Here is a 21,851-nt window from a genome sequence, read left to right as displayed (position 1 = left end):
GCGCCCACATCGGCTCCTGTGAGAATCAGGGGCATGGAAAGCAGCACACGGCGCCAGGCCACCCGGCAGAAGCTCTACGAGGCCGCGGTCACGCTCATCGCGGAACAGGGCTTCTCCGCGACCACGGTCGACGAGATCGCCGAGCGGGCCGGGGTCGCGAAGGGCACGGTCTACTACAACTTCGCCAGCAAGTCGGTCCTCTTCGAGGAGCTGCTGCGGCACGGCGTCGGACTCCTCTCCGCCTCCCTCCGGGAGGCGGCGCAGAAGTCGGACGAGAACGGCGGCAGCAAGGTCGACGCCCTGGACGCGATGATCCGTGCGGGTCTCGAGTTCATCGACCAGTACCCGGCCTTCACCCAGCTCTACGTAGCCGAGCTGTGGCGCACCAACCGTGCCTGGCAGTCCACGCTCGCCGTGGTCCGCAACGAGACGGTGGCCGTGGTCGAGGACGTTCTGCGGGCCGCGGTGGCGAGCGGTGAGCTGAGCGAGGAGATCGATGTGCCGCTCACGGCGGCGGCCCTCGTGGGCATGGTCCTCGTGGCCGCCCTGGACTGGCAGGCGTTCCAGCCGGAGCGCTCGCTGGACGATGTGCACGGCGCGCTCTCGCTGCTGCTCCAGGGGCGGGTCGGCGGCGGTCAGCCACTGACGGGCAAGGCCTGAGGCACGGGTGCCGGGTCCTAGGGTCCTTCTGACGGATCTTGCTGGAGTCGTGGGGGCTGGCACGCGCATCTGCGGCGTTGTCGTCGGTTGCCAACGCTCCGCGTTGACGCCCTCCTCCGCCTTGCAGCTGCACGCACCAGCCCCCACTCACCGGAACCGAACATTCACGGCCGCCCGCATCCAGCCTGACCCGTCAGAAGGACCCTGGCCCGGCACAAATGAAGCGCCGGTCCGGCAGGGCCTGTGGTCGTTCTCAGGCCTCACCGGACCGGCGCATCCCCCGTGGATCCCCCGTTTCCCCCGTGGGATCCCCCGTTCCCCCGTATCCCCCGTTGGACCCCCGTCAGGTCTCCCCCAGGGTGGTCCCCCGTGCTCACTCCCGCCCTTGCGGGCGAGAGGAGCGGCAAGAGGCACTCGATCCGTTCCGCCGCCCCGTGTCGGCGGTGCCGCATCCGTGCCCCTCTCCGTGGCCTCCACTCTTCCGTCTGCGCAGGTCCGGCCCCATCCGCGTACCTACTCATCTCCCCGACTAGGTACGGATACTCAGGCGTGTGTGCTCAGGCCCAGGGGCACTGCGTGCCCGCACTCAGCGGGCCGCCGGCCGGTGCGACCTGGCGGCGGTGTTGTCAGTGGTGGCGGATAAGGTCCCTGGCATGGCACGAATTGCGGTGATCGGCGCGGGGATGGGCGCCATGGCGGCCGCCGCTCGGCTGGCCGTCGCGGGCCACCGACCGGTGGTCTTCGAGCGCGCGTCGACGTACGGCGGGTCACTGGGCCGCATCGAGCGCGACGGCTTCGCGTTCGACACGGGACCGGGGCTGCTCCATCTGCCCGCGGTCCACCGGGACTTGTTCATCAAGACCGGCAAGGAGCCGCTGGAGGACCTCGTCGGCCTCACCCAGATCGAGCCTGCCGTGCGACACGTCTTCGCGGACGGCACGACGACAGACCTGCCGAACGCGCGGCGGGCGGGCGTCGCCGAGGCGCTGGACGCGGCGGTCGGACCGGGCGCGGGCGGGCGCTGGTCGGCGTTCATGAACCGCGCGCGGGAGGCCTGGGACCGCTCGCGGCGCCCGCTGCTCGAAGAGCCGCTGTGGCCGAACTGGCAGGTGCTGGCCGACCGCGAGCCGTACCCCGCGGTCGTGCACAAGCGGGTCCTGCGCAAGGACCGCGCGGCGACGACGCTCGCCGAGGTCGGCGCGCTCGAACTGGGCGGGGAGCCGCGCCTCGTGGCACTCCTGGAGCAGTACGCGCTGGCGAGCGGCCTCGATCCCCGTACGGCCCCGGCGAGCGCGGCCGTGCTGCCCTACATGGAGCAGACGTTCGGGACCTGGGCGGTGACCGGCGGAATGCGCGCCCTCGCGGACGCCGTGCACGCGCGCTGCCTGAAGCGGAAGGTCGAGTTCAGATTCGGCTCGGCCGTCACCCGGATCGTGGAGAAGGACGGACGCGCGGCCGGCGTGGAGCTGGCCGACGGCACGGTGGAGGAAGCCGAGTTCGTGGTGGCGGGCGTCGCCCCGGGCGTGCTCGGCGGGCTGCTTCCGGGGCGGCCCGTGCGCGCCGAGGAACCGGCCCAGCGCGAGTCGGCGTGGCCGAGCCGGCTGACGGTGCACCTCGCGCTGCGCGGGGCCCGGCCGGAGGCCACCCCGCACCGCACGGTGGTGCACGCGGCGGACCGGGACGCCGAGTTGGCCTGGCTCTTCGAAGGCGGCGCGGCGCCTTCGAGACCGACGGTGGCGGTACTGCGCACCGGTGAGCCGACAGCGGTGCCGGACGCCGAGCACGAGGCGGTGACGCTCACGGTGACCGTGCCGTCGCACGCGCGCGTGGACGGGGCCGACGTGGAGCGGGTCCTCGCGGCGGCCGAGCGTGCGGTGCCCGACCTGCGCGAGCGGCTGCTGTGGCACGAGGTGCGGATCCCGCAGGACATCGCCGAGGCCACCGGAGCCGAGGGCGGCGCCGTGCCCGCCCCCGCGCTCGCGGCGGCGGGCGGCAGGCTGCTGCACGCGTCGAACACCACGGCCCTGCCCGGTCTGACGACCGTGGGCGGCTGGTCCCACCCGGGCGGCGGCCTGCCGCACGCGGGCATGTCCGGCGCGCTGGTGGCGGGCCTGATCGTGGAGGGGCCGGACTTCCAGGGCTCGCAGTGAGCCATGGGCGCACGCGTGCGCTCCATCGGCGCCTGCGTGAACTGCGGTAGCCCGCAAAGAGCCCCGAGCGCCTCAGGCCGCTCGGGGCTCCGCGTTCAGTACCTGGTGCGGTACCGGGTCAAGTACTCGGCTCAGTACCTGTACTGCTGCTCGTTGTACCCGTTGTTGTCGTACCCGGTGTTCGGGTCGTGCTGCGGGTACGTCGGGTACTGCTGCTCGGGCGGCAGTTCACCGCCGTAGTCCTGCTGCCCGTCGCCGTTGCGCTGCTGCGGCACCCAGACGCCGCCCGGAGGCGTCTCCCCGCCGTAGCCCGCGGCCGTCGCGTACGGGTCGGCGTAGCCCTGCCCGGTGGCGTACGGGTCGCCGTACTGGGGCTGCGCCGGGTAGGTCTGCGTTCCGATGTACGGGTCCGAGTACGGGGCGGCGTACGGCTGCTGAGCCGGGTCGTAGCCGTAGCTCTGCTGGTCGTAACCGTAGGACCCGGCGTCGTAGCCGTAGTCCTGCATCCCGTGCGCCGCCTGGGCGGTCTGGGCGTACGCCGAGTCCTGGTAGACGCCGTACTGGCTGGTGTCGTCGGGCATCGGCTCGGGGGCGTACACCGCCGTGCTCTCGGCCGCCGACTCCGGGACCTGCGCGTACTCGGGGACCGGCGCGTACTCCTGCGGCGCCTGCTCGTACTCCAGGTCCGAGACCTGGAGCGTCGGGTCCTGGTGCAGCTCCTTCTCGGAGCGCCGCCCCCGGTCCATGCCGGGCACACCCGGCACGCCCTTGAGCGACCAGCCCGCGGCGAACCCGCGGCGGAACGACAGCGTGACGTACGTCTGCCCGATCGCGAACGCGATGGCCCCGACCCCGATGACGTACACCGAAGGGATGAGGACACCGATCACGACTCCGAGGAAGCCGCCGAAGGCCAGCAGCCGCCAGCGCAGCCGCGCCTTGTACTGCAGCAGGACCTCACCGAGGAGCCACAGTGCCACCAGTCCGAACGCGACATAGAGGACCGCCCAGCCCATGTACGCCCCTCTCGTACGGCCGTAGCCCTGGTGGGTACGGCGAAGTCAGCCCCGCTCTTGGTGCAGGCCCAGGTTCTCGTAGATCTCCAACGTAGCCGTGGAGTTGTTGAGCGTAATGAAGTGCAGACCCGGCACTCCCTCGTCAAGCAGCTTGGCGCAAAACTCCGTAGCGAACTCGATGCCAATGGAGCGTACAGCGGCTGGATCGTCTTTTGCTGTGAGGATTCGCTCTTTCAACTCCGGAGGGAAGTCCGCGTTGCTCAACTTGGGCAGGCGTTCGAGCATGCGCACGCTCGTCACCGGCATGCATTCCGGGATGATCGGCGTCTCGCAGCCGGCCGCCGCGACCTTGTCGCGCAGCCGCAGATACTCCTCCGGGTAGAAGAACATCTGCGTGATCGCGTAATCGGCGCCCGCACGGCACTTGTCGACGAAGTGCCGCACGTCGGAGTCCCAGTCCGCGGAGCGCGGGTGCATCGCCGGAAATGCGGCGACGCCGACGCAGAAGTCCCCCGACTCCTTGATCAATTCAACGAGTTCGGCCGCGTACGTGAGGCCTTCGGGGTGCGAGATCCAGTCGCCCATGGGGTCGCCGGGCGGGTCGCCGCGGACCGCGAGCATGTTCCGGATCCCGGCGTCGGCGTACTGGCCGATGATGTTGCGCAGTTCGGCGACCGAGTGTTCGACGGCGGTGATGTGGGCCACCGGCGTCAGCGTCGTGTCGGCGACGATCTGCTGGGTCTCCTTGACGGTGCCCGCGCGCGTGGAGCCGCCCGCGCCGTACGTCACGGAGACGAAGTCGGGCGAGACCGCCTCTACCCTGCGCAGGGCGTTCCACAGGTTGCGCTCGCCCTTCGGGGTCTTCGGCGCGGAGAACTCGAACGAGAAAGCCGTCTTGCCGGGCGCGAGCATGTCGCTCACGCGGCGGGCGCGATCAGTCCTGGTGGAAGCGGTACCTAGGGCCATACGGGCAGGTTACTGACCGATATCCAAAGCCCCTAATCCCCGTCCACCTTGCGGACAGGGGCACGGAACCGCCGTGCCGGAGGGATCGAGCAGGTCAGGCGCCGCGCAGGCGCTTCGCGAACTCGGCTGCCGCGGCCCCCGGATCGTCGGCCTCCGTGATGGCCCGGACGACGACGGCTCTGCGGGCGCCGGCCTCCAGCACCTCGTCCAGGTTCGTGAGGTCGATGCCGCCGATCGCGAACCAGGGGCGGTCCGTGCCCAGGCCCGCCGTGTAGCGCACCAGGTCCAGGCCGGGGGCGTACCGCCCGGGCTTGGTCGGGGTCGGCCAGCAGGGGCCCGTGCAGAAGTAGTCCACGCCTTCCTGGACGGCGGCCGCCGCGGCCTCGTCCTCGGCGTGCGTGGAGCGGCCGATGAGCACGTCCTCGCCGAGGACGGCGCGGGCCGCGGGGACCGGCAGGTCGCCCTGGCCCAGGTGCAGCACATCCGAGCCGATCGCGTGGGCGACGTCCGCGCGGTCGTTTACCGCGAAGAGCTTGCCATGGCGGCGGGCCGCCTCCGCGAACACCTGGAGGTGCTCCAGCTCCTCGCCGGCCTCCATGCCCTTGTCGCGCAGCTGCACGATGTCGACGCCGCCGGCCAGCACGGCGTCGAGGAACTCCGGCAGATCACCCTGGCGCCTGCGCGCGTCGGTGCACAGGTACAGCCGCGCATCGGCGAGCTGTGCGCGCTTGGACGATTCCGCCATGAAGTCCCCCCGTGGGTCGTGCGATGTCGGTGGCGTGCGCACCACAGGGTCGTGGTGCGCACGCCGGACGGTTGTCAGGTCAGACGGCGAGCGCCTGGGCGCGGCGCTTCACCTCCGTGCCGCGATTCTCGCTCAAGGCCTGCGCGGGCGTGCCCGGCAGGCTCGGGTCGGGGGTGAAGAGCCACTCCAGCATCTCTTCGTCGCTGAAGCCGTCGTCCCTCAGAACCGTCAGGAGGCCGACGAGCCCCTTGACGATCTTGTCGCCGTCGATGAAGGCGGCGGGCACGTACAGTGCCCTGTTCTCACCGCGGCGCACGGCGATCAGCTGGCCTTCCTTGACCAGCTGTCGCACACGCGTCACCTCGACATCGAGCTGTTCCGCGATGTCGGGGAGGGCGAGCCAGGCAGGGACAAGAGCATCGATCTTTGCGTCAATCTCGGTCACAGGACAAGCGTGCCATCCCGGACTGACACTCGGAAGCCGAGCCGGTGCGGATGGGCCACGGCTCCTCCCGTTTCGCCCCTTCTGTCACGCCTTGGAGGCCGCCGCGGACTTCAGCGGCCGGGCCGGATCCGCGAGGAGCTCCGGGTCGAGCGCGGTCCCCGCCTGGATGAGCTTGCGCCCCTGGGCCAGGTCACGCGGCTTGCCGACGGCGAGAACCGCCACCAGGGCGCCGTCACGCAGCCAGCACACCGACCAGGCGGCGCCGGCGGGGTCGCCGCGCCACACCGTCGTGTCGGCGCCCGCGTGGTGCCCGGCGTACTGCACGAACCGGCCGAACTGCTCGGACCAGAAGTAGGGCACCGGGTCGTACACCGCCGGGGTCTGGCCCACGATGTTCGCCGCCACCGTGCGCGGCCCCTGCAGCGCGTTGTCCCAGTGGTGGACCATGAGGCGCTCTCCGTAGCGCCCCGAGGGGAACGAGGAGCAGTCCCCCACCGCGTACACGTCGGGCACGGACGTGCGCAGCCCGTCGTCCGCGAGGACCTCGCGGTGGGCGCCGAGCTCGATGCCGGAGCCGGCCAGCCAGCGGGTGGCGGGGCGGGCGCCGATGCCGACGACGACGGCTCCCGCGGGCAGCCGCGTGCCGTCGTCGAGGACCACGACGCCGGGCTCGACGCTCTCCACGCGCGCGTTGGTACGCAGCTGCGCTCCGGCGTCGGCGTACCAGGCCGCCATGGGGGCGGCGATCTCGGCGGGCAGCGCCCCGGTCAGCGGCCGTTCCGCGGCCTCCACCACCGTGACCCGGCAGCCGGCCTCACGGGCCGCGGTGGCGAACTCGGCGCCGATCCAGCCGGCACCCACGACCACCACGTCGTGCTGCTCGGCGAGGACGGGCCGCAGCCGCTCCGCGTCGTCGAGCGTGCGCAGCAGGTGCACGCCGGGGGCGGACCGCGCGCCCGGCAGCTGGACGGGCTCGGCGCCGGTCGCCACGACCAGCACGTCGTACGGGACCGGGCCCTCGGCCGTGTCGAGCTCGTGGTCGCCGGGCCGCAGCCCGGTCACCTCGCGGCCCAGCTCCAGGGAGACGCCGAGCGCCTCGAAGTCCACGTCGAAGGCCGAGCCCTCGGCCTTGCCGAGCAGCACCGCCTTGGACAGCGGAGGCCGGTCGTACGGCTGGTGGGGTTCGGCGCCGAGCAGCGTGACCGCGCCGGTGAAGCCGTGCTCGCGCAGCGCCACCGCCGTCTGCACACCGGCCATGCCCGCGCCCACGATGACGACGTTCCGCTGCCCCGAAGGCGCTCCGCTCCCACTCCGCTGCTCGCTCACGGGATCAACCTTAGGCACCCGATCTTGCGTCGGTCAGCGGTGCGGGCCACTCCCGCGCCGTGACGTCCTGCACATGTGCCGGCGGTTTAGCGATCAAGAGAGGGGCGGCGCCGCGGCGTTCACACCCGGCCGGGGAGCTCCTCGACGACGCTGGTGCCGCTGCCCTCCTGCGACTCCCACTCCCAGGTCTCGTCGAGGCGCACCCGGCCGTCCGGGAGCTCGGACACGGTCGAGACGCAGTGCCCGGAGGAGGTGGTCCCGTCGGTCTTCAGCTGTACGTAGCGGAAGTCGATCCGGTCCCCGGAGCGCGTACCCACAAGGTGCCCCTCCACGACATCGCCGCCTACGTAGGCGGCCGAAATCCGGCCGTCCTTCTCCCGGTACGTGAAGCGGGTCCGCGTGCCCACCTGCCCCGGGGCCTGGTCGACAACGGGGGACAGGACAAGACCGTCAAGAGAACGGGCCACGAGCTGAGACTCCCTTACTGGAGGCCATGGTGAACGGCTAGGGTGGCCAACGTAGAGCACTCGCGGGAGCCCGTACGCAGCGGGCTGAGAGGGAGGCTGGAGCGGCCTTCGACCGTACGAACCTGATCCGGGTCATACCGGCGAAGGGAGGGGCTTGACGCCCATGTCGTCGACGCCATCCGTTCATTCGCACACCTGCGACGTCCTCGTCGTCGGTGGCGGCATCATCGGTCTCGTCACCGCTTGGCGGGCCGCGCAGCGCGGTCTCTCCGTCGCGGTCGCGGACCCCGAGCCCGGCGGCGGGGCCGCCCAGGTGGCGGCCGGAATGCTGGCCGCCGTCACCGAACTTCACCACGGCGAGCAGACGTTGCTCGGCCTGAACCTCGCCTCCGCGCGCCGCTACCCGGACTTCGCGGCCGAGCTGTCGGAGGCCACCGGGCAGGACCTCGGCTACCGCGCGTGCGGCACGCTCGCGGTCGCGCTCGACGCCGACGACCGCGCGCACCTGCGCGAACTGCACGCGCTGCAAACGAAGTCGGGGCTCGAGTCCGAGTGGCTCTCGGGCCGCGACTGCCGCCGCCTCGAACCGATGCTCGCGCCGGGCGTGCGCGGCGGACTGCGGGTCGACGGGGACCACCAGATCGACCCGAGAAGGCTCGCGGGCGCCCTCGTGACGGCCTGCGAGCGCTCCGGCGTGACCTTCCACCGGTCGTGGACCGAAAGGCTCCGTGTCGTCCGCGACCGGGCGTGCGGCGCGGTCCTCGCCGACGGCACCGAACTCGCCGCGGACCAGGTCGTCCTGGCGGCGGGAAGCCGCAGCGGACAGCTCGCGGGGGTGCCCGACGCGGTGCTGCCGCCGGTCCGCCCCGTGAAGGGCGAGGTGCTGCGCCTGACGGTGCCGAAGCGGTACGCGCCCTTCCTCAGCCGCACGGTCCGGGCGGTCGTGCGCGGCGGCCACATCTACCTGGTGCCGCGCGTCAACGGCGAACTCGTCGTGGGCGCCACCAGCAACGAACTCGGCTGGGACACCACGGTCACCGCGGGAGGCGTCTACGAACTCCTGCGGGACGCCCACGAACTCGTCCCCGGTATCACCGAACTCCCGCTCACCGAGACCCGCGCGGGCCTGCGCCCCGGCTCCCCCGACAACGCCCCGCTGCTGGGGCCGACCGCCCTGCCCGGCCTCCTCCTTGCGACCGGCCACTACCGCAACGGCGTGCTCCTGACGCCGGTCACCGGCGACGCCATGGCGCACGTCCTGACCACCGGGGAACTCCCGGAGGAAGCCCGTCCGTTCACACCGCAACGCTTCGGCACAGCCCTCCTGGAGCAGCCCGCATGAAGGTCCACCTCAACGGCGAGCCGCGCACGGTGGTCGCGGGCACCACGCTCGACCTCCTGGTCACCACGCTCACCACCGCTCCCAAGGGTGTCGCCGCCGCCCTCAACGAAATCGTCGTCCCCCGCACCCAGTGGCCCGCCACGGCGCTCTCCGAAGGAGACCGCGTCGAGGTCCTCACGGCCGTACAAGGAGGCTGAACCGTCCATGGCCGACGACACTTTCGTCCTCGGGGGCGACTCGTACTCCTCGCGCCTGATCATGGGCACGGGCGGGGCGCCCAGCCTCGACGTCCTGGAGCGCTCCCTGCTGGCCTCCGGAACCGAACTCACCACCGTGGCGATGCGCCGTGTGGACGCGAGCGTGCACGGCTCGGTGCTCTCCGTCCTGGAGAAGCTGAACATCCGGGTGCTGCCGAACACGGCCGGCTGCTTCACCGCGGGAGAGGCCGTCCTGACGGCCCGCCTCGCGCGCGAGGCGCTCGGCACGGACCTGGTGAAGCTCGAGGTCATCGCCGACGAGCGCACCCTGCTGCCCGATCCGATCGAGCTGCTCGACGCGGCCGAGACGCTGGTGGACGACGGCTTCACGGTCCTGCCGTACACGAACGACGACCCGGTCCTGGCCCGCAAGCTGGAGGACGTGGGCTGCGCGGCGATCATGCCGCTCGGCTCCCCCATCGGCTCCGGGCTCGGCATCCGCAACCCGCACAACTTCCAGCTGATCACCGAGCACGCGCGCGTGCCGGTGATCCTGGACGCGGGCGCGGGCACGGCCTCCGATGTGACACTCGCCATGGAGCTCGGCTGCGCTGGTGTGATGCTCGCCTCGGCGGTGACCCGCGCGCAGGAGCCGGTGCTCATGGCCGAGGGCATGCGGCACGCGGTCGAGGCGGGCCGGCTCGCGTATCGCGCCGGGCGCATCCCCAAGCGCCATTTCGCGGAGGCGTCCTCGCCCATGGAGGGGCGCGCGCGGCTGGATCCGGAGCGCCCCGCCTTCTGACGCGGGCGCACGGCGGCGCCGGTCACAGCTGTGCTTCAGGACGGGCCCAGTCCTGCGGCACGCGGTCTGCCTGTCGGTCACTCCTCGTACACTCGCCTGCGTGGACACGACCCTTCAGGACCCGTTGCTCGGGCACGTGCTCGACGGCCGGTACCGCGTCGACGCACGCATCGCGGTCGGCGGGATGGCCACGGTCTACCGGGCCGTGGACACCCGCCTCGACCGCGTGCTCGCGCTCAAGGTGATGCACCCCTCGCTGGCCGCCGACGCCTCGTTCGTGGACCGTTTCATCCGCGAGGCCAAGTCGGTGGCCCGCCTCTCGCACCCGAACGTCGTGGGGGTGTTCGACCAGGGCACCGACGGTCCGTACGTGTATCTGGCGATGGAGTACGTCGCCGGCTGCACCCTGCGCGACGTGCTGCGCGACCGGGGAGCGCTGCGGCCCCGCGCCGCCCTCGACATCCTGGAGCCGGTCCTCGCCGCGCTGGGAGCGGCCCACCGCGCGGGCTTCGTGCACCGCGACATGAAGCCGGAGAACGTCCTGATAGGGGACGACGGCCGGGTCAAGGTGGCGGACTTCGGCCTGGTCCGCGCGGTGGACACGGTCACGAACACGACGGGCGCGGTCCTCGGCACAGTCTCGTACCTGGCGCCCGAGCAGATCGAGAACGGCACGGCGACGCCGAGCGTCGACGTCTACGCGTGCGGTGTCGTCCTCTACGAGATGCTCACCGGCGGCAAGCCGCACGCGGGCGAGTCCCCCGCCCAGATCCTCTACAAGCACCTCCACGAGGACGTGCCCCCGCCCTCGGCCGCGGTCCCCGGCCTCCCCTTCGAGCTCGACGAGCTGGTCGCGTCGGCGACGGCACGCACCCCCGAGGTGCGTCCGCACGACGCCGTGGCGCTCCTCGGGCAGGCCAGGGGCGCCCGGTCGGCGCTCACCGACGCCCAGTTGGACGCGGTGCCGCCGCAGGCGCTCGACACGGAGCACCTGGGGGCCGACGACCGTACGAGCGTGATCCCGCGCGCGCTGGGCACGCCCGTACAGCTGCCGCTGCCCACGGACTCCGCGGACCAGGCGCAGCTCAACCGGACGAGCCGCCTGGAGATGCCGCCGCCCGCACCGCCCATGGCCCCCGGCCCTGCGCACGGCAGCGGTCGCGGTCGCGGCCCGCAGCGCCGCACCCTCGCGATCCTCGCGGCGGTCCTGCTGGTCCTCGGCCTCGGCACCGGCGTCTGGTACATCAACTCCGGCCAGTTCACGAAGGTCCCGTCCGTCCTCAACCAGACGCAGACGCAGGCCGAGAAGCGCCTGGCCGACGCGGGCCTGGAGCGGGGCACGGTCACGCGCGCGTACAGCGACACGTTCAAGCGCGGCACCGTCATGGACAGCGACCCGGGTTCCGGCGACCGCATCCGCAACGGCGGGACGGTGGATCTGACCGTGTCCAGGGGCTCGAAGACCGTGAAGGTCCCCGACCTCAGCGGCACCCCGCTGGACGAGGCGAAGAGCAACCTCAAGAAGCGCGATCTCGAACCGGGCATGACCACCAAGAAGTTCAGCGACCAGATCACCAAGGGCTCGGTGATCAGCACGGATCCCGGCGCGGGCGCGACCCGCAAGGCCGGTTCCGCCGTCGCCCTGGTCGTCTCCAAGGGCTCCCCCATCGACGTCCCCGATGTCACGGGCGAGTCCGAGCAGGACGCCATCGCCGACCTCGAGGACGCGGGCCTGAAGGCCGAGATCTCCACGAAGCGGGTCAACTCCGAGGAGGACAAGGGCAGTGTCGCCCGGCAGTCCCCGGCCGAGGGCAAGCTCGCCGAGGGCGACACGGTGACCCTGACGATCTCCAAGGGCCCCGTCATGGTCGAGGTCCCCGATGTCACGGGCATGAAGGTCGACGAGGCGAAGTCGCGGCTCAGCGCGGCGGGCTTCGAGGTGGAGGAGAACCGCGGGCTGCTCGGCCTGTTCGGTGACACCGTCAAGAGCCAGTCGGTGGAGGGCGGCGACGAGGCCCCGAAGGGGTCCAGCATCACGATCACCATCCGGTAGCGGCGGCCCGGCCCCGGGCGTTCGAACACCCATGACACCCTGGGCCGGGTGAACAGCAGCATCCGCAACCCGATCGGCGGTCACGTCCCCGTGGCCGGCGGCCTCGCGAGCGTAGGCCTCTCCTACGCCCGTGACCTCAAGGCCGAAACCGTCCAGGTCTTCGTGGCCAACCCCCGCGGCTGGGCCACCCCGCCCGGCAACCCCAAGCAGGACGAGGACTTCCGCGCCCAGTGCGCCGCCGAGAACATCCCGGCGTACGTCCACGCCCCGTACCTGATCAACTTCGGCTCGCACACCGAGGCGACCGTGGAGAAGTCGGTGGAGTCCCTGCGGCACTCCCTGCGCCGCGCCCGCGCCATCGGCGCCCTCGGCGTCGTCGTGCACACCGGCTCCGCGACCGGCGGCCGGGAGCGTGAGGTCGCCCTCGCGCAGGTCCGCGAGCGCATGCTGCCGCTGCTCGACGAGCTGACCCACGAGGACGACCCGTTCCTGCTCCTGGAGTCGACCGCGGGCCAGGGCGCCTCGCTGTGCTCGCGCACCTGGGACTTCGGCCCGTACTTCGACGTCCTGGACCGCCACCCCAAGCTGGGCGTCTGCCTCGACACCTGCCACATCTTCGCGGCGGGCCACGACCTCACGGGCCCGGCCGGCATGAAGCAGACCCTCGACCTGCTCGTCGACACGGTCGGCGAGGGCCGCCTCAAGCTGATCCACGCCAACGACTCCAAGGACGTCGTGGGCGCCCACAAGGACCGGCACGAGAACATCGGTTCCGGCCACATCGGCGAGGACCCGTTCCGCGAACTGCTGGCCCACCCCGCGACCGAGAACGTTCCCCTGGTCATCGAGACGCCCGGCGGCAAGGAGGGGCACGCGGCCGACGTCGCACGCCTCAAGGAGCTTCGGATCTGAGAACTTCGAAGCTGAGAACCTCGGATCCGGGAACTTCGGATCCGGGGATTTCACAACCTGCGGAATACCCCTAGGGGGTATATGGTTCCCTCAGTGACAGCATCCGCAGTGACCACTGGGGGAACCATGCAGCACGAGACGCACACCGGGCACGAACACCACGGCACGCACGGCGCACCCGGCACCGGCGGCAAGGTCAGCTGGTCCATGGCCGCCCAGGCCACCCTGCACTGCCTCACCGGCTGTGCCATCGGCGAGGTCCTCGGCATGGTGATCGGCACCGCGCTCGGCTGGGGCAACGTGCCGACGATGATCCTGGCGATCGTGCTCGCCTTCTTCTTCGGCTACTCGCTCACGATGCGCGGCGTCCTGCGCGCGGGCGTCGACTTCAAGTCCGCCCTCCGCGTCGCACTGGCCGCGGACACCGTGTCCATCGCGGTCATGGAGCTGATCGACAACGGCGTGATCGCCCTCTGGCCGAGCGCCATGGACGCCCACCTCTCGGACGCCCTGTTCTGGATCACGCTGGCCCTGTCACTGGCGATCGCCTTCGTGGTGACGACCCCGGTCAACCGCTGGATGATCGGCCGCGGCAAGGGCCACGCGGTGGTGCACCAGTACCACTGACCCCCAGGGGGCACCCCCGAGCCCGGTGAGAGGCCTAGAACTCGGGCCCTTCGCCGGGCCCCTCCTGGTACGAGTACCGCTGCTCACGCCACGGGTCGCCCACGTTGTGGTACCCGCGCTCCTCCCAGAACCCGCGCCGGTCCGCCGTCATGTACTCGACGCCGCGCACCCACTTCGGGCCCTTCCAGGCGTACAGATGGGGCACCACGAGGCGCAGCGGGAAACCGTGCTCCGCGGTGAGCAGCTCGCCGTCCTTGTGCGTGGCGAAAATGGTCCGCTCGGACACGAAGTCGGACAGCCGCAGGTTGGACGAGAATCCGTACTCGGCCCACACCATCACATGGGTGACATCGGGCCCGGGAGGGGCGAGCTCCAGGATCGTGGAGGCGCGTACGCCGCCCCATTCGGCGGCGAGCATGCTGAACTTCGTGACGCAGTGCAGATCGCCGACCACGGTCCCGTACGGCAGCGCCGAGAACTCCTCGTGGTTCCAGCAGTGCTTGTCACCGTCGGCGGTCGCGCCGAAGACCCTGAACTCCCAGCGCTCGGGCCGGAACTTGGGCACCGGGCCGTAGTGCGTGACGGGCCAGCCGCGCTGCAGACGCTGCCCCGGTGGAAGCTCCGGCTGCACTGCTCCCCCAGACTCGCGACCCACCGGATGACCCATGCCTCCATCCTGACAGACCTGGAGCAGTGGACGTGACCACGCCCACCCCGCCCGGACCTGCCACGAGCGTTGATTCGGGCAACTCCTACTAAGCATGCACTTACTGGACGCACTCGTGTGCCGGTGCAAGGATGCGCGAAACCTGCCCAGTAACCGCTTGGAAGGAGCCTCTGCGATGCAGGGCGACCCCGAGGTCATCGAGTTTCTCAACGAGCAGCTGACGGCCGAGCTCACGGCCATCAATCAGTACTTCCTGCACGCGAAGATGCAGGACAACTTCGGCTGGACGAAGCTCGCGAAGTACACACGCTCCGAGTCGTTCGACGAGATGAAGCACGCGGAGGTGCTGACCGACAGGATCCTGTTCCTGGACGGTCTGCCGAACTATCAGCGGCTCTTCCACGTCCGGGTCGGCCAGACGGTCACCGAGATGTTCCAGGCGGACCGGCAGATCGAGGTCGAGGCGATCGACCGTCTGAAGCGGGGCATCGAGCTGATGCGCGGCAAGGGCGACATCACGTCTGCGAACATTTTCGAGTCGATCCTCGAGGACGAGGAGCACCACATCGACTACCTGGACACGCAGCTGGAGCTGGTGGAGAAGCTGGGTGAGGCGCTGTACATCGCGCAGCTCATCGAGCAGCCGGAGAGCTAGGTCCCGTCGCTCGGATCAGGCCGCTTCCGGCAGCTCAGCCGGTTCCGGCAGTCCCGCCGATTCCGCTTGCGGCGCGAGGGCCACGGCCGACTCGCCCTGCTCGACGAGCTCCCTGCGGGGGCACGCGCTCCGGCCGAGCAGCGCCTGGATCCGGCGGACGCAGGAGCCGCAGTCGGTGCCAGCCTTGCAGGCCGACGCTATCTGGCGGGGGGTGCAGGCACCGTCCTCCGCGTGCTTCTTGACCTGTGCCTCGGTGACACCGAAGCAGTTGCAGACGAACACGCGGTTCACCTCCCGGTCGGACTGTCGTCGGGACTCACAGGCAACGCCGTCCCGATTGATCGGTGAGGCTAACCTAACCTTACCCGCCGGGCCGGTTGTACAAAAGTGCCGTGGGGCGCGGATCCCTGTGATCCGCGCCCCACGGCATTTGTTCGAAGACCCGGAGGTCACTGGTCGCGGTACATCTCCGCCACCAGGAACGCCAGGTCGAGCGACTGGCTGCGGTTCAGGCGCGGGTCGCAGGCCGTCTCGTAGCGCTGGTGCAGATCGTCGACGAAGATCTCGTCGCCGCCGCCCACGCACTCGGTGACGTCGTCACCGGTGAGCTCGACGTGGATGCCGCCCGGGTGCGTGCCGAGCGCCTTGTGGACCTCGAAGAAGCCCTTGACCTCGTCGAGCACGTCGTCGAAGCGCCGGGTCTTGTGACCGGAGGCCGCCTCGTACGTGTTGCCGTGCATCGGGTCGGTGATCCAGGCGACCTGCGCGCCGGACGCCGTGACCTTCTCGACCAGCTCGGGCAGCTTGTCGCGGACCTTGTCGGCGCCCATGCGGACGATGAAGGTCAGCCGGCCGGGCTCGCGGTCGGGGTCGAGGCGCTCGATGTACTGCAGCGCCTCCTCGGCCGTCGTCGTCGGGCCGAGCTTGATCCCGATCGGGTTGCGGATCTTCGAGGCGAACTCGACGTGCGCGTGGTCGAGCTGACGCGTGCGCTCGCCGATCCAGACCATGTGGCCCGAGACGTCGTACAGATCGCCCGTACGCGAGTCCACGCGGGTCAGCGCCGACTCGTAGTCGAGCAGCAGCGCCTCGTGGGAGGCGTAGAACTCGACCGTCTGGAACTCGGCCGGGTCCGTGCCGCAGGCGCGCATGAAGTTCAGCGCGTTGTCGATCTCGCGGGCGAGCTTCTCGTAGCGCTGGCCCGACGGGGACGACTTCACGAAGTCCTGGTTCCAGGCGTGCACCTGGCGCAGGTCCGCGTAGCCGCCCGTGGTGAAGGCGCGCACGAGGTTCAGCGTCGAAGCGGACGCGTGGTACATCTGCTTCAGGCGCTCGGGGTCCGGGATCCGGGCGGCCTCGTTGAACTCGAAGCCGTTGACGGAGTCTCCGCGGTAGGTCGGCAGCGTGACGCCGTCGCGGGTCTCGGTGCTCTTGGAGCGCGGCTTGGAGTACTGACCGGCGATCCGGCCGACCTTCACCACCGGCACCGAGGCGGCGTACGTCAGCACGGCGCCCATCTGGAGCAGGGTCTTCAGCTTGTTCCGGATGTGATCAGCGGAGACGGCGTCGAAGGCCTCGGCGCAGTCGCCGCCCTGGAGCAGGAACGCCTCTCCCTTGGCGACGGCCGCCAGGCGGTTGCGCAGCTGGTCGCACTCGCCGGCGAAGACGAGCGGCGGATACGACTCGAGGTCCGCGATCACATCGCGCAGAGCCTCGGCATCGGGGTACTCGGGCTGCTGCGCCGCGGGCAGGTTTCGCCAGGTGTTGCCAGCGCTCGCGCTGGTCTTAGCGTTCACGGTCACCTCGTAAACATTACGGGGTCATGTCGCCCGTCCATCCCCCCGCTCATCTTTTGAGACGGACGCGACACGTCTGAGCCACACGGCGCGGGCATCGGGTACGGTGACGCTCATGTTCGCGCAACAGCTGCACCGCACCTGGTGGTGGACCGCACATCCGGCGGCCCACTGACTGCGCGTTTCCGAAACCGCGAAGGCCGCCCGAGGGGCGGCCTTCAGTGTTTTCACGGGCTGTTCCTCCCTGACGACTCCCGAAGTCGACGACTGTCGAAGTCACCGGAAGGAACACTCCTCATGCTGGACGCACTGCTCACCGACGACCGCCCCTTCGCGCTGCTGCGCCGCCGCACCCCCGGCCGCGAGCACGACACGGTCGAGGTCCTGATCGGCCAGGTCGGCGCGTACGAACGCCTCGCCGACATCCCCGAAGGGCTCGCCCTCGTCCCCTTCCGGCAGATCCGGGAGCGCGGCTTCGACGTCCGCGACGACGGCACCCCGCTCACGGTCCTCACCCCCGAGGAGTCGTACGAGCTCCCGTTCGCCGAGGCCCTGGAGCAGCTTCCGCGGCACGACGTCCAGGTCCAAGGCGGCGGCTTCGACGTCGACGACGACACGTACGCGGGCATCGTGGGCCGGGTGCTGCGCGAGGAGATCGGGCAGGGCGAGGGCGCGAACTTCGTGATCCGCAGGACGTACGAGGGTGAGATCGCGGGATTCTCGCGGGCCGACGCCCTCGCGCTGTTCCGGCGGCTGCTCGACGGGGAGCGGGGCGCGTACTGGACGTTCGTCGTGCACACCGGGGACCGGACGCTGGTGGGGGCGAGCCCCGAGGTGCACGTCCGGATGTCCGGCGGCACCGTCGTCATGAACCCGATCAGCGGCACGTACCGCTACCCGGCCGAGGGCCCGACGCCCGCGCACCTGCTGGACTTCCTCGCCGACGGCAAGGAGATCGAGGAGCTGTCGATGGTCGTCGACGAGGAGCTCAAGATGATGTGCACCGTCGGCGACATGGGCGGTGTCGTGGTCGGTCCGCGACTCAAGGAGATGGCGCACCTCGCGCACACCGAGTACGAGCTGCGCGGCAAGTCGACCCTCGATGTGCGGGACGTGCTCAAGGAGACGATGTTCGCGGCCACCGTCACCGGCTCGCCCGTGCAGAACGCCTGCCGGGTCATCGAGCGGCACGAGGTCGGCGGCCGCGGCTACTACGCGGGGGCGCTCGCGCTCGTCGGCCGGGACGCGGGCGGGGCGCAGACGCTCGACTCCCCCATTCTGATCCGCACCGCCGACATCGACGCCGCAGGGCAGCTCCGCGTCCCGGTCGGCGCGACCCTCGTGCGCGGCTCCGACCCGGCGAGCGAGGTCGCGGAGACGCACGCGAAGGCGGCGGGCGTGCTGGCCGCGCTGGGCGTGCGCCCCGGGCGCCCGCGCGCCGAGAGCACGCGGCCCGCGCTCGCCGACGACCCGCGGGTGCGGGCGGCGCTCGACGGGCGCAGGTCGGCGCTCGCGCCGTTCTGGCTGCGGATGCAGAAGCGCGAGAACGAGCTTTCCGGGCACGCGCTCGTCGTCGACGGCGAGGACACCTTCACCGCGATGCTGGCGCACGTGCTGCGCTCGACGGGGCTCGACGTGACGGTGCGGCGCTATGACGAGGAGGGCCTGCGGGAGGCAGTCCTCGCGCACGAGGGCCCGGTCGTGCTCGGCCCCGGCCCGGGCAACCCCTCCGACCTCACCGACCCGAAGATGCGCTTCCTGCGCTCCCTGACCGCCGACGTGATCCGCACGCACGAACACGGTGTGCTCGGCGTCTGCCTGGGCCACGAGCTGATCGCGGCGGAGCTGGGCCTGGAGATCGTCCGCAAGGAGGTGCCGTACCAGGGCGCGCAGACCGACGTCGAGGTGTTCGGGCGGACCGAGAAGGTCGGGTTCTACAACAGCTTCGTGGCGTCCTGCGACGACGCGGCGGCGACCGAGCTGGCGGCGCACGGCGTGGAGGTCAGCCGGGACCGGGCGACGGACGAGGTGCACGCGCTGCGCGGGCCTTCGTTCGCGGGCGTGCAGTTCCACCCGGAGTCGGTCCTGTCGCTGCGCGGCGCAGGGATCGTACGGGAGCTGCTGGCTCAGCTGGTCGACGGCGCCTCGGCGGGGACCAGCACGTTCTCGGAGCGGCGCCCCGCCTGATAGTCCAGGACGTTCTGCACCGTGGTCTCGATGATCTGTCCGACCGCGTCCACGGTGTAGTACGCCTGGTGGGACGTGACCAGGACGTTCGGGAACGTGACGAGGCGGGCCAGGGTGTCGTCCTCGACGACGTCGAGCGACTTGTCGAGGAAGAACAGGCCCGCCTCCGCCTCGTAGACGTCGAGGCCGACGCCCGCGAAGCGGCCCTCGCGGAGCTCGGTGACCAGGGCCTTGGTGTCGATGAGGCCGCCGCGGCTGGAGTTGATCAGGATCGCGTCGTCCTTCATGGCGCGCAGCGCGGCGGCGTCGACGATGTGCTCGGTGGCGGGCAGCAGTGGCACGTGCAGGCTGATGACGTCGGCCTCGGCGAACAGCTGCTCCTTGTCGACGTACTTCATGCCGAGGGCCGTGCAGTTCGGGTTCTCGGTGACGTCCCAGCCGAGCAGGTTCATGCCGAAGCCGTGCGCGATCCGGGTAAAGGCCTCGCCGATCTTGCCGGTGCCGAGCACGCCGACGGTGCGCCCGTGCATGTCCCGGCCCAGCAGCCCGTCGAGCCGGAAGTCGAAGTCGCGGGTGCGGGTGGAGGCGCGCACGATGCGCCGGTTGACGGCCATGGCCAGCGCCCAGGCGAACTCGGCGACCGAGTACGGCGAGTAGTACGAGACGCGGGCCACGGTCAGGCCGAGTCGCTCGGCGACGTCCAGGTCGATGTTGTTGAAGCCGGTGGAACGCTGGGCGATCAGTTGCGTGCCGCCGGCCGCGAGGGTCTGGAGCACGCGGTGGTTGAGGGTGGCGTTGACGCTCGTGGAGATGATCTCGTAGCCGGCCGCGATCGGGGCGGTGTCCTCGTTGAGGAAGACGTCGAGGCAGCGGACGTCGTGGTGACCCTCGAAGGCCTTCTCGATGAGGGGCTTTTCGTCCGATTGCACACCGAATGCGAGAATCTCCATGAGGGGAGTGTATGTATCGCCTTCCCGTACGGCACATGGAGCCGTGGAACGGTTGCGCACACGCGGCGGAGCCGCATATCGACACAGCCCCGCGCCCCCAAGATGGCTACCCGAAGAAGACGCCCACTTCCTTGTACAGGGCGGGGTCCACTGTCTTGAGGCGGGCTGTCGCCTCGGCGATCGGGACCCGCACGATGTCCGTCCCCCGCAGCGCCACCATCTTCCCGAAGTCCCCGTCCCGCACCGCCTCGATCGCGTGCAGCCCGAAGCGCGTGGCCAGCCACCGGTCGAACGCGGACGGGGTGCCGCCGCGCTGCACATGGCCGAGGACCGTCGTCCGCGCCTCCTTGCCCGTCCGCTTCTCGATCTGTTTCGCCAGCCACTCCCCCACGCCGGACAGGCGCACGTGCCCGAAGGAGTCCAGCGACTCGTCCTTCAGCACCATGTCGCCGTCGCGCGGCATCGCCCCCTCGGCGACGACCACGATCGGGGCGTACGAGGAGCGGAAGCGGGAGGTGACCCAGGAGCAGACCTGCTCGACGTCGAAGCGCTGCTCGGGGATGAGGATGACGTTGGCCCCGCCTGCCAGGCCCGAGTGCAGCGCGATCCAGCCCGCGTGCCGGCCCATGACCTCGACGACGAGGACCCGCATATGGGACTCGGCGGTGGTGTGCAGCCGGTCGATGGCCTCCGTGGCGATGCCGACGGCCGTGTTGAAACCGAAGGTGTAGTCCGTGCCGGAGAGGTCGTTGTCGATGGTCTTCGGTACGCCGACGACCTTGATGCCGTACTCGTCCGCGAGCCGGGCCGCGACGCCGAGGGTGTCCTCGCCGCCGATCACGATGAGGGCCCCGACCTCCTGCTTGGCGAGGTTCTCCTTGACGCGGCGGATGCCGTCCTCCGCCTGGAGGGGGTTGGTCCGCGAGGAGCCGAGCACGGTGCCGCCGCGGGGCAGGATGCCGCGCACCGCGGGGATGTCGAGAGGGACGGTGTCGTTCTCCAGGGGACCGCGCCAGCCGTCCCGGAACCCTACGAAGTCGTAGTCGTACTCCTGCACGCCCTTGCGCACGATGCCCCGGATGACAGCGTTCAGTCCGGGGCAGTCACCGCCTCCGGTCAGCACTCCGACCCTCATGGCGTAACTCCCTTGTCACGGCGAGTGGTTGGGAGCCACTGTCCCGCGCGGGGTCAGTCGTCGTCCAGACCTCGCTCGATCGCGTACCGGACGAGTTCCACGCGGTTGTGCAGCTGGAGTTTGCCGAGGGTGTTCTGCACGTGGTTCTGGACCGTACGGTGCGAGATGACCAGGCGTTCGGCGATCTGCTTGTAGCTCAGGCCCTTCGCGACGAGGCGCAGCACCTCGGTCTCCCGGTCCGTGAGCTGCGGGGCCGCGCCCGACTCGTCGGCGTCACCGGCCGGGGACGGGTCCGAGGCGAGCCGCCGGTACTCACCGAGGACGAGGCCCGCGAGGCCGGGCGTGAACACGGGGTCGCCGACGGCGGTGCGCCTCACCGCGTCGATCAGCTCGTCCGTGGAGGCCGACTTGAGCAGATAGCCGGTGGCACCGGACTTCACCGCCTCCAGTACGTCGGCGTGCTCACCGCTCGCGGACAGCACGAGGACGCGCAGGCGGGGGTCGGCGGCGACGAGTTCCTTGCAGACCTGGACGCCGGGCTTGGCCGGCAGGTTCAGGTCGAGGACGAGGACGTCGGGCCCCGCGGCCTGCGCGCGGCGCACCGCCTGCTCGCCGTCGCCCGCCGTGGCGACGACCTCGAAGCCGGCCGCGCCCAGGTCGCGGGCGACGGCGTCGCGCCACATCGGGTGGTCGTCGACCACCATGACCTTGATGGATCCGTTCGATTCGCTCATCTCTCCGGTCCTGCCTTCC

At 70.8% G+C, this 21,851-nt stretch carries 23 protein-coding genes and 1 riboswitch; of the genes, 11 read left to right on the top strand and 12 right to left on the bottom strand.

All coding sequences use genetic code 11. From position 1 onward, the window contains the following. The first annotated feature begins 33 nt into the window (after positions 1-33). Together ACOKM3_RS29620 and ACOKM3_RS29615 are read left to right on the top strand one after the other, a co-directional pair. The gene (locus tag ACOKM3_RS29620) at positions 34-660 is read left to right on the top strand and encodes a TetR/AcrR family transcriptional regulator (RefSeq protein ID WP_426904067.1); all 627 of its coding nucleotides are present in this window, start codon (positions 34-36) and stop codon (positions 658-660) included. A 653-nt stretch (positions 661-1,313) separates the two neighbouring features. Beyond that, positions 1,314-2,810 (top strand): phytoene desaturase family protein, encoded by a 1,497-nt coding sequence (locus ACOKM3_RS29615; RefSeq protein WP_426904066.1) that lies wholly within the window; start codon positions 1,314-1,316, stop codon positions 2,808-2,810. A gap of 131 nt (positions 2,811-2,941) precedes the next feature. Here ACOKM3_RS29615 and ACOKM3_RS29610 read toward each other — a convergent pair whose 3' ends face one another. The 6 genes from ACOKM3_RS29610 to ACOKM3_RS29585 all read right to left on the bottom strand — a co-directional run bounded on the left by ACOKM3_RS29610 (position 2,942) and on the right by ACOKM3_RS29585 (position 7,775). Beyond that, complete coding sequence (locus ACOKM3_RS29610) at positions 2,942-3,826, bottom strand: hypothetical protein (RefSeq protein ID WP_426904065.1); 885 nt, start codon at positions 3,824-3,826, stop codon at positions 2,942-2,944. Between the two features lie 45 nt (positions 3,827-3,871). After that, the gene (metF, locus tag ACOKM3_RS29605) at positions 3,872-4,792 is read right to left on the bottom strand and encodes a methylenetetrahydrofolate reductase [NAD(P)H] (RefSeq protein WP_422406825.1); all 921 of its coding nucleotides are present in this window, start codon (positions 4,790-4,792) and stop codon (positions 3,872-3,874) included. A gap of 94 nt (positions 4,793-4,886) precedes the next feature. Then, entirely contained in the window at positions 4,887-5,537 is a 651-nt protein-coding gene (gene thiE / locus ACOKM3_RS29600) for a thiamine phosphate synthase (protein ID WP_426904064.1), read from the bottom strand. A 79-nt stretch (positions 5,538-5,616) separates the two neighbouring features. Then, positions 5,617-5,982, bottom strand: a complete 366-nt coding sequence (locus ACOKM3_RS29595) for an Rv2175c family DNA-binding protein (protein WP_426904063.1) — start codon at positions 5,980-5,982, stop codon at positions 5,617-5,619. 84 nt (positions 5,983-6,066) lie between these two features. Beyond that, positions 6,067-7,239 (bottom strand): NAD(P)/FAD-dependent oxidoreductase, encoded by a 1,173-nt coding sequence (locus tag ACOKM3_RS29590; protein WP_426906927.1) that lies wholly within the window; start codon positions 7,237-7,239, stop codon positions 6,067-6,069. Between the two features lie 188 nt (positions 7,240-7,427). After that, entirely contained in the window at positions 7,428-7,775 is a 348-nt protein-coding gene (locus ACOKM3_RS29585) for a hypothetical protein (RefSeq protein WP_426904062.1), read from the bottom strand. Positions 7,776-7,827: 52 nt separating this feature from the next. After that, positions 7,828-7,941: riboswitch (TPP riboswitch) on the top strand. Between ACOKM3_RS29585 and thiO the strand changes: the two genes are divergently transcribed. The 6 genes from thiO (at position 7,939) to ACOKM3_RS29555 (ending at position 13,708) form a co-directional block, all read left to right on the top strand. Continuing rightward, a complete protein-coding gene (thiO, locus tag ACOKM3_RS29580) occupies positions 7,939-9,117 on the top strand; it encodes a glycine oxidase ThiO (protein ID WP_426904061.1) in 1,179 nt (392 codons plus the stop codon). Its footprint overlaps the riboswitch before it by 3 nt. After that, positions 9,114-9,314, top strand: coding sequence for a sulfur carrier protein ThiS (gene thiS, locus ACOKM3_RS29575; RefSeq protein ID WP_426904060.1), 201 nt, complete (start codon positions 9,114-9,116; stop codon positions 9,312-9,314). The genes thiO and thiS overlap by 4 nt, the downstream gene beginning before the upstream one ends. Positions 9,315-9,321: 7 nt before the next feature. Then, a complete protein-coding gene (locus tag ACOKM3_RS29570; protein ID WP_426904059.1) occupies positions 9,322-10,116 on the top strand; it encodes a thiazole synthase in 795 nt (264 codons plus the stop codon). A 100-nt stretch (positions 10,117-10,216) separates the two neighbouring features. Continuing rightward, on the top strand, positions 10,217-12,169 hold the full coding sequence (gene pknB / locus ACOKM3_RS29565) for a Stk1 family PASTA domain-containing Ser/Thr kinase (protein WP_426904058.1): 1,953 nt from the start codon (positions 10,217-10,219) through the stop codon (positions 12,167-12,169). A 48-nt stretch (positions 12,170-12,217) separates the two neighbouring features. After that, a complete protein-coding gene (locus tag ACOKM3_RS29560) occupies positions 12,218-13,081 on the top strand; it encodes a deoxyribonuclease IV (protein ID WP_426904057.1) in 864 nt (287 codons plus the stop codon). A gap of 126 nt (positions 13,082-13,207) precedes the next feature. Next, complete coding sequence (locus ACOKM3_RS29555; protein ID WP_426906926.1) at positions 13,208-13,708, top strand: DUF4396 domain-containing protein; 501 nt, start codon at positions 13,208-13,210, stop codon at positions 13,706-13,708. Between the two features lie 34 nt (positions 13,709-13,742). On the opposite strand, the gene ACOKM3_RS29550 is transcribed toward ACOKM3_RS29555, so the two are convergent. Beyond that, complete coding sequence (locus tag ACOKM3_RS29550; protein ID WP_426904056.1) at positions 13,743-14,375, bottom strand: sulfite oxidase-like oxidoreductase; 633 nt, start codon at positions 14,373-14,375, stop codon at positions 13,743-13,745. 175 nt (positions 14,376-14,550) lie between these two features. Here ACOKM3_RS29550 and bfr point away from each other — a divergent pair, with 175 nt between their 5' ends. Further along, on the top strand, positions 14,551-15,030 hold the full coding sequence (bfr, locus tag ACOKM3_RS29545) for a bacterioferritin (protein WP_399234629.1): 480 nt from the start codon (positions 14,551-14,553) through the stop codon (positions 15,028-15,030). A gap of 15 nt (positions 15,031-15,045) precedes the next feature. Here bfr and ACOKM3_RS29540 read toward each other — a convergent pair whose 3' ends face one another. Together ACOKM3_RS29540 and ACOKM3_RS29535 are read right to left on the bottom strand one after the other, a co-directional pair. Continuing rightward, on the bottom strand, positions 15,046-15,321 hold the full coding sequence (locus ACOKM3_RS29540) for a (2Fe-2S)-binding protein (protein WP_426904055.1): 276 nt from the start codon (positions 15,319-15,321) through the stop codon (positions 15,046-15,048). A 158-nt stretch (positions 15,322-15,479) separates the two neighbouring features. After that, positions 15,480-16,832 carry a class II 3-deoxy-7-phosphoheptulonate synthase gene (locus ACOKM3_RS29535; protein ID WP_426904054.1) on the bottom strand — a complete coding sequence of 451 codons (1,353 nt, stop codon included), beginning with the start codon at positions 16,830-16,832 and terminating at the stop codon, positions 15,480-15,482. Between the two features lie 109 nt (positions 16,833-16,941). Here ACOKM3_RS29535 and ACOKM3_RS29530 point away from each other — a divergent pair, with 109 nt between their 5' ends. Continuing rightward, positions 16,942-17,001, top strand: coding sequence for a trp operon leader peptide (locus ACOKM3_RS29530; protein ID WP_351338815.1), 60 nt, complete (start codon positions 16,942-16,944; stop codon positions 16,999-17,001). 122 nt (positions 17,002-17,123) lie between these two features. Further along, on the top strand, positions 17,124-19,013 hold the full coding sequence (locus ACOKM3_RS29525; protein WP_426904053.1) for an anthranilate synthase family protein: 1,890 nt from the start codon (positions 17,124-17,126) through the stop codon (positions 19,011-19,013). Here ACOKM3_RS29525 and ACOKM3_RS29520 read toward each other — a convergent pair. The 3 genes from ACOKM3_RS29520 to ACOKM3_RS29510 all read right to left on the bottom strand — a co-directional run bounded on the left by ACOKM3_RS29520 (position 18,953) and on the right by ACOKM3_RS29510 (position 21,832). Further along, positions 18,953-19,963, bottom strand: coding sequence for a 2-hydroxyacid dehydrogenase (locus tag ACOKM3_RS29520; protein WP_426904052.1), 1,011 nt, complete (start codon positions 19,961-19,963; stop codon positions 18,953-18,955). The genes ACOKM3_RS29525 and ACOKM3_RS29520 overlap by 61 nt on opposite strands. A 106-nt stretch (positions 19,964-20,069) precedes the next feature. Next, entirely contained in the window at positions 20,070-21,098 is a 1,029-nt protein-coding gene (locus ACOKM3_RS29515; protein ID WP_426904051.1) for a 6-phosphofructokinase, read from the bottom strand. 53 nt (positions 21,099-21,151) lie between these two features. Next, positions 21,152-21,832 (bottom strand): response regulator, encoded by a 681-nt coding sequence (locus tag ACOKM3_RS29510; protein ID WP_426904050.1) that lies wholly within the window; start codon positions 21,830-21,832, stop codon positions 21,152-21,154. Positions 21,833-21,851 lie beyond the last annotated feature (19 nt).

It is taken from the genome of Streptomyces nidicola (assembly GCF_050106155.1).
Classification (GTDB): domain Bacteria; phylum Actinomycetota; class Actinomycetes; order Streptomycetales; family Streptomycetaceae; genus Streptomyces.
This window is presented reverse-complemented; position numbering and strand designations above follow the sequence as displayed.